Raw genomic sequence first — 6,198 nt, forward strand, 5'->3', positions numbered from 1 at the left:
ATACTGGAAAACTTTTTGTTCGAGATAAAGGATGGAAACTTAACCATTTCTGCAACCGATTTGCAAACCAGCATGACCACTTCTTTAACTGTAGAGTCGAAAGAAAATGGCCGCATAGCTATTCCATCACGTATATTACTGGAAACCTTAAAATCGTTACCAGAGCAGCCGGTGGCTTTTTCTGTAGATGATAACACCTTTGCCATTGAAATTAACGCGGGCGACGGAAAGTACAAACTGAGTGGAGAGAATGGTGAAGATTTTCCGAAAATACCAGTAGTTGAAAACGCGTCGTCGGTAAATTTACCGGCATCGGTTTTAGCCGAAGCCATCAACAAAACCATTTTCGCGGTAAGTAATGATGAGCTGCGCCCGGCCATGACAGGCGTTTTTTGCCAGCTGAGTACCCAGCACCTTACCTTTGTAGCTACTGATGCCCACAAGCTGGTACGTTACCGCCGTAAAGATGCCAAGGCTGCAAGCACCACATCGTTTATATTACCTAAAAAGGCTTTAACGCTATTGAAATCATCGTTACCAACTGATGATGTGAACGTATCTGTAGAGTATAACTCAACCAGCGCGTTCTTTAAGTTTGGTAATATTAACCTGGTGTGCCGCTTAATTGACGAGCGTTACCCTGATTATGAAGCGGTTATACCACAGGTAAACCCTAATAAATTAAGTATAGACAGGCTTACCTTCCTGGGTTCATTAAACCGTGTGGCTATTTACGCCAACAAAACCACCCACCAGGTAAGACTTAAAATTAATGGTAGCGAGCTGAACATATCATCAGAAGATATTGATTTTGCTAACGAGGCCCATGAGCGTTTGAGCTGCCAGTATGAAGGCGAAGACATGGAAATTGGCTTTAACGCGCGTTTTTTAATAGAAATGTTGAAGAATTTAAATTGCGAAGAAGTATCTTTGGAAATGTCGACACCTAACCGTGCCGGTTTATTACTGCCGCAGGGTGGTGATGAAAATGAAGATGTGCTGATGCTGGTTATGCCGGTAATGCTCAATAGTTATGCTTAAGTTGTAAACTTAAATTATAAATCCAAAATTAAGTCCGGCTGTAAAGAACCGGACTTTTTTGTTCGTTATGGATAACAAAAATTACGGTAAGCAGTTATATAGCTTATTATATATGAACATCAGGGTTAAAGCTTTGTTTATTATCGCCTTCGCGGGCATGCTGTCGGCTTGTAAAAAAAACAACGACGCGCCAACCGTTACCCCAACAGCGCAGGTTAATTTAGTTAACGCATCAAACGCGGTTATTAACTTTTATCAGAATGGTACCCGGATTAACTACACCACCAGTTACTTTCCGGGCGGCACTTTAGGCTATATCCCTTTTAAGGCCGGTGATCAAAATTTTCAGATCAAAAACGCGGGCGCGGCAACGCCTAATTACTTATTCAGCATGCCGCTTAAGTTAGATTCGGGTAAGTTTTACTCCTTATATGTGAGCGGACAAACTGCCGAGAGCGTATTTTTAACTGATGATGATTTTAGCGCGGATACTGGGGGCAAAGCAAAGCTGAGGTTTGTGAATGCTGTACCCAGTGGCGGTACGATGGTGCTGGCCTTTGAAGGCAGGGGCGCCGATAATGCCATTATTACCACTCCGCAGTTTAGTAATGTAAATTATAAGGTAACAACCGATTTTGTTACCGTTGCTCCTGGTACGTTTAATTTAAGCGTATATCAGTCGTCATTAGCGCTGCCTGCCCAAAAAGATACGGTAGCACTTGCTGCCGGCAGGGTTTACACCGTGGTTGGTTACAGTACGGTAGATAATTTAGGTAAGCCGGCAATTGGCACCACTTTTATAACTAATCAATAAAAACAGATAAATGGCTACTCCAAATAAAGGCGGCTTATTGGTTTCATTGTTCCTGGTTGGCACCTTGTTGCTGCCCTTTATATCCTCGTGCGGTAAGGGCGCCAATGCCAATGCATCCGGCCTGAATACGCAATTGCAAATTGTATATTTAAGCCCCGACGCTCAACCCACCAACTTATACTTGAATACGATTAAGGAAAGTGCAACCCAATATACTTACCCTAATAATTCAGGATATTTTTTTCTGTCGTCATTATTACCACCGGTTGAGCTGCGTACAGCTACTGTAAACGCTTTAACAGTGCTCCGGATTGATAGCGCGTTAAAACCCAATTCAAAATATACGCTGTTTGTAACCGGTTACCGGTTTGGCACCGATACTACTATGGATATAAAACATTCCATCTTATCGTTGGATACGGCTACTTTACCTGCAATAGGCAGGGCCAAGGTCAGGTTTGCGAATACTTCGCCATCATCACCAAACCTGGATCTGCGGGCTAATGATACCACCAATAAGGTACTGATGGATGTGCATTTTAATAAAATAACACCATACGTTCAGTTGCCGGTTGGTAATTATAACTTCACCATCAGCAACCACGCTACGCCAACCAAGGTTGAGTTTACACTGCCAAATATACCCCTGCAGGATGGCCGGGCCTATACCATTTATACGCAAGGTATTGTTGGCCGTACAGATTCTGTGGCCTTTGGCGCAAACGTGTTAACAAATAATTTATTACTGCCATCTTCACAGCAACGATAGCTGCTATTGTTTTAATATTCCTATTTTAGCCCCAAAATTTAAAAACTGTGGAAGTAATCAAAACCATTATCGACTTTATATTGCATATTGATGTTCATTTGAGCCAGATAACCCGCGATTACCAGGGCTGGACCTATCTGATACTGTTTGCCATTATTTTTGCCGAAACCGGTTTTGTTGTTACCCCGTTTTTACCCGGCGACTCGCTCCTGTTTGCTGCCGGAGCCCTGATTGCCACCGGCCAAACCGGTTTGGATATTACCCTGATAGCCCTGATCCTGGTAGCCGCCGCCTTTATAGGTAACACGGTTAATTATTTGCTGGGTAGCTATTTAGGTCCCAAAGTTTTTAAAGAGGATAACAAAATACTAAAGCTGGAATATTACCTGAATACCAAAGCTTTCTTTGATAAGCACGGGGGCAAGGCGGTTATATTCAGCAGGTTTTTGCCTATCATCAGAACCATTGCCCCATTTGTGGCAGGTGTGGGCCGTATGCCGTTTTTGCGTTACAGCTTATACAATATCATAGGAGGTGCCCTGTGGGTACTTAGCTTTTTATTTATCGGTTACTTTTTCGGTAATATCCCGGTTATCAAGAAAAACTTTACACTGGTGGTAATGGCCATTATCCTGATATCTGTGGTACCTCCAATTTACGCCGCTATTAAAAGCAAGGCGGGTAAAAAAGCAGCAGCCAAGTAATCTGTTTTTATACCTGCTTGTCATTTCGAGCAATGGCGAGAAATCTTTTGCGCCTGGATGTATCGCTTGTATAAGATCTCTCCTCGTACCTCGTTCGAGATGATATGTTTGCTTTACCTACCTGCTTTGTAAATACACTTCCCGGCGCGATACATGGCTTCTTCCCGTTGCAGGCTGAGCTTTTGATCGGCATCCAGCGGCTGTTTGATCAATTTATTCAGATCGGGCTGCCCGGCATCAACCCAGGCAGAATACCAGAAGCTCCCCACGGATAGGATAGAAGCGCGCAGTTGCCGCTCAATCATCCCTTTCAGCATTTTTTGATAGGCCATGCTGTAGGCTTCCGAATAATTGATCACCTCTGTTTTGCCATGTATTGTAATGCTGTATTTTTTGTCAGCCAGATAAACTTTGCTCAGCAGACGTTCCGTGCGTAATACCGTATCAACACTTTTAAAAGATATGCGGCAGATTTTAAAAGCCTCGGCTAGCGGGTTTTCTATATAGCGAGCCTTGCCTACAAAATAATGGTAGCGACTTGCAGATAGCTGAGGGATGCGGCTTTCCCAAAGGGAATGAATACCAGTTTGACCGCTGAGTTGCCCGTCGTAGTTTTGGGTTAAATGCAGGGGAACATGCGCGTCGGCAATGTAATGGCCCAGGTAGGATGAGGCATAAAGTATGGCAGTAGTATCATGCGCCTTAAATGCACGCACCAGCCTGTAATATTGGTACTGGATAGCCCAGGGGACGGTGCCGTATTTATCCAGCGTATCGGCAGTATATTTTGCGGCAGCGGCTTTCCATTTTTGAGGTACGGCGACAAAAGGTTTTTTACCGTAATGGTCGGCGTCAAAAAAATGTCGTGGTGCTTCGGTTGAGTCAACGTAGCGACGTTTATCAGGGCTAACGGCGTGCTGGGTAATATAATCGATATTGGCCTTGTAAAAGCCTGCCATCCCTTTAGGCAGCGTAAACACGGCCAGCCGGTTAATACGGTAATGCGCAAAAAATCCCCACGATGAGCATAGCAGCATTAAACAAATACCCGATAAACCTAAAATAAAGCGCCGCTTCATAGGTATAAATATGACCTTTAGTTTTGAGTTTTAAATTAAAAAACAACAAAGTTTATAACTTTACTATCTAAACCTGTTATCAATGGCGCTTAAAGCTTTATTGTTTGATCTGGATGGTACCCTGATAGACTCCGAGTTTTTTCATTTTGAATGCTGGAACGAAATTTTAGAAGAATTTGATGTGAGGCTCAGTTACAGCGATTGGCTCAAAACCTACGCTGGTGTACCTATGCCCGCCAACGCAGCCCGCCTTATCGAAACTTACAATATTTCCACTTCGCTGCCCCAACTTATTGACAAGCGGGAGCACCTGACACTGGAGCGCCTGAAAACCAAAGATGTAAACCTGATGCCCTACGTAGCCGATGTACTGGAATATTTCAGGGAGCAGAACCTAAGGCTGGCGCTGGTAACCTCAAGCCCGCGGCAGGATGTGGAAGCCGTTTTTGAAAGGAATGGTTTGGGCAGGTATTTTGAACTCATCATAACCCGCACAGAGGTTGCCAAAAGCAAGCCCGATCCTGAAAGCTACCTGTTATGTGTGGAAAAGCTGGGTCTGCAGAAAGAGGAGTGTTTGGTTTTTGAGGATACCATCAATGGCGTAAAATCTGCAAAAGCAGCAGGCTTAACCTGTATAGCCATACAAAGCAATACGGATGAACATCATAAACTAACCATTGCCGATAAGCTTTTCCTGGATTTTAATCAGGCAAAAGCGTATTTAATAAGTGAAGGCTGGATAGCTTAACAAGTGCTAAGTTGTCCTACATAAACCTTGGTATCGTAATTAATGGTAATCAATTCCTGCTGCTGATAACGATTAAATAGCTGCTGCAGATCATTGATCATAGGCGCATAGCCTGGCTCATTTTTAGTGGGCATGTATGATGATGATAACAGTCGACCGGCCAATCCTTCAAAATCAAATATTTGTTTGTTCGGGAAAACTTGCAGCTTGCAAGGTTCGGGAGCATAAAATGCTTCGATGTGTTCGGTATCTATATTGCGATGATCAACCTTAACATAATCCTGCCCGTGTTTGATAATGAGCTGGTCGTACTCTTTTTCAAAGGCCGATTCGGTTTTGCGCTCGTTCCAGATGAGCACTACAATTCCGCCGGGTTTTAGTATCCGTTTAAATTCCTTGCGTGTTTCTTCGGCGTTAAACCAATGAAAAGCCTGCCCGGCAATAACTGCGTCAATACTGGCGCTGAGCAGCCCGGTGTTTTCGGCCGTGCCATCTGTTGCGGTAAAACCCAGATAAGAGTCTAATAATTCAATAGCTTTTTCCCGCATTTCGGTATTGGGTTCAACTGCAATGGTCCGATACCCTGCATCTAAAAATAACTCGGTTGATATACCGGTGCCGGCACCAATATCGGCAATCAGTTTATGAATAGTCAGATCATAGTTGTCTTGTAAAAAACCAATAATTTCGGCAGGGTAATGCGGGCGGTACCTCACATAATCTTCAACCCGGTTACTGAATCTTTTGGTGCTATCCATGATATTGCTGAGGTTTTAAAGTTAAAGTAGTCTGCAAACATAACGTTTAGCTACGTGGCGATATTGCTTTTACAAGGGTAAAAGCGATATCGCTAACCAATTAAAATAAGTTGTTTAGCTAACCATAACGTTATCAATACTATGCAGATCACCACGGTTTATATAAGTTTGAAAATTTAATAAAAAACTACTTGTGTATTTAAATTTATCACCCTATATTTGCAGTCCTTAAATAAATAGAAAAAAGAATAACAAAGCTATACAATGGCAAATCATAAATCGTCT

At 43.0% G+C, this 6,198-nt stretch carries 7 protein-coding genes; 5 read left to right on the plus strand and 2 right to left on the minus strand.

Features of this window, described 5'->3' with window-relative positions:
• From dnaN to AAGC65_RS24265, 4 genes are all read left to right on the plus strand, one after another.
• The coding region (dnaN, locus tag AAGC65_RS24250) for a DNA polymerase III subunit beta (protein ID WP_343115046.1) at positions 1-1,041 on the plus strand (1,041 nt) is incomplete at its 5' end.
• Between the two features lie 67 nt (positions 1,042-1,108).
• A complete protein-coding gene (locus AAGC65_RS24255) occupies positions 1,109-1,855 on the plus strand; it encodes a DUF4397 domain-containing protein (protein WP_343115047.1) in 747 nt (248 codons plus the stop codon).
• Positions 1,856-1,865: 10 nt separating this feature from the next.
• Positions 1,866-2,624 (plus strand): DUF4397 domain-containing protein, encoded by a 759-nt coding sequence (locus tag AAGC65_RS24260; RefSeq protein ID WP_343115048.1) that lies wholly within the window; start codon positions 1,866-1,868, stop codon positions 2,622-2,624.
• 47 nt (positions 2,625-2,671) lie between these two features.
• A complete protein-coding gene (locus AAGC65_RS24265) occupies positions 2,672-3,328 on the plus strand; it encodes a DedA family protein (protein WP_343115049.1) in 657 nt (218 codons plus the stop codon).
• A 113-nt stretch (positions 3,329-3,441) separates the two neighbouring features.
• Here AAGC65_RS24265 and AAGC65_RS24270 read toward each other — a convergent pair whose 3' ends face one another.
• Positions 3,442-4,407, minus strand: coding sequence for a zinc dependent phospholipase C family protein (locus AAGC65_RS24270; RefSeq protein ID WP_343115050.1), 966 nt, complete (start codon positions 4,405-4,407; stop codon positions 3,442-3,444).
• An 82-nt stretch (positions 4,408-4,489) separates the two neighbouring features.
• Here AAGC65_RS24270 and AAGC65_RS24275 point away from each other — a divergent pair, with 82 nt between their 5' ends.
• A complete protein-coding gene (locus AAGC65_RS24275; RefSeq protein WP_343115051.1) occupies positions 4,490-5,155 on the plus strand; it encodes an HAD family phosphatase in 666 nt (221 codons plus the stop codon).
• Here the strand turns inward: AAGC65_RS24275 and AAGC65_RS24280 are convergent.
• Positions 5,152-5,913, minus strand: coding sequence for a class I SAM-dependent methyltransferase (locus tag AAGC65_RS24280; protein WP_343115052.1), 762 nt, complete (start codon positions 5,911-5,913; stop codon positions 5,152-5,154). The genes AAGC65_RS24275 and AAGC65_RS24280 overlap by 4 nt on opposite strands.
• Between the last annotated feature and the right edge of the window lie 285 nt (positions 5,914-6,198).

It is taken from the genome of Mucilaginibacter sp. (assembly GCF_039207105.1).
In the GTDB taxonomy this organism is placed as follows: domain Bacteria; phylum Bacteroidota; class Bacteroidia; order Sphingobacteriales; family Sphingobacteriaceae; genus Mucilaginibacter.

Coding starts and splice junctions, on each gene's coding strand:
- AAGC65_RS24255 (WP_343115047.1), top strand. CDS start 1,109: ATGGATAACAAAAATTACGGTAAGCAGTTATATAGCTTATTATATATG.
- AAGC65_RS24260 (WP_343115048.1), top strand. CDS start 1,866: ATGGCTACTCCAAATAAAGGCGGCTTATTGGTTTCATTGTTCCTGGTT.
- AAGC65_RS24270 (WP_343115050.1), bottom strand. CDS start 4,407: ATGAAGCGGCGCTTTATTTTAGGTTTATCGGGTATTTGTTTAATGCTG.
- AAGC65_RS24275 (WP_343115051.1), top strand. CDS start 4,490: ATGGCGCTTAAAGCTTTATTGTTTGATCTGGATGGTACCCTGATAGAC.
- AAGC65_RS24280 (WP_343115052.1), bottom strand. CDS start 5,913: ATGGATAGCACCAAAAGATTCAGTAACCGGGTTGAAGATTATGTGAGG.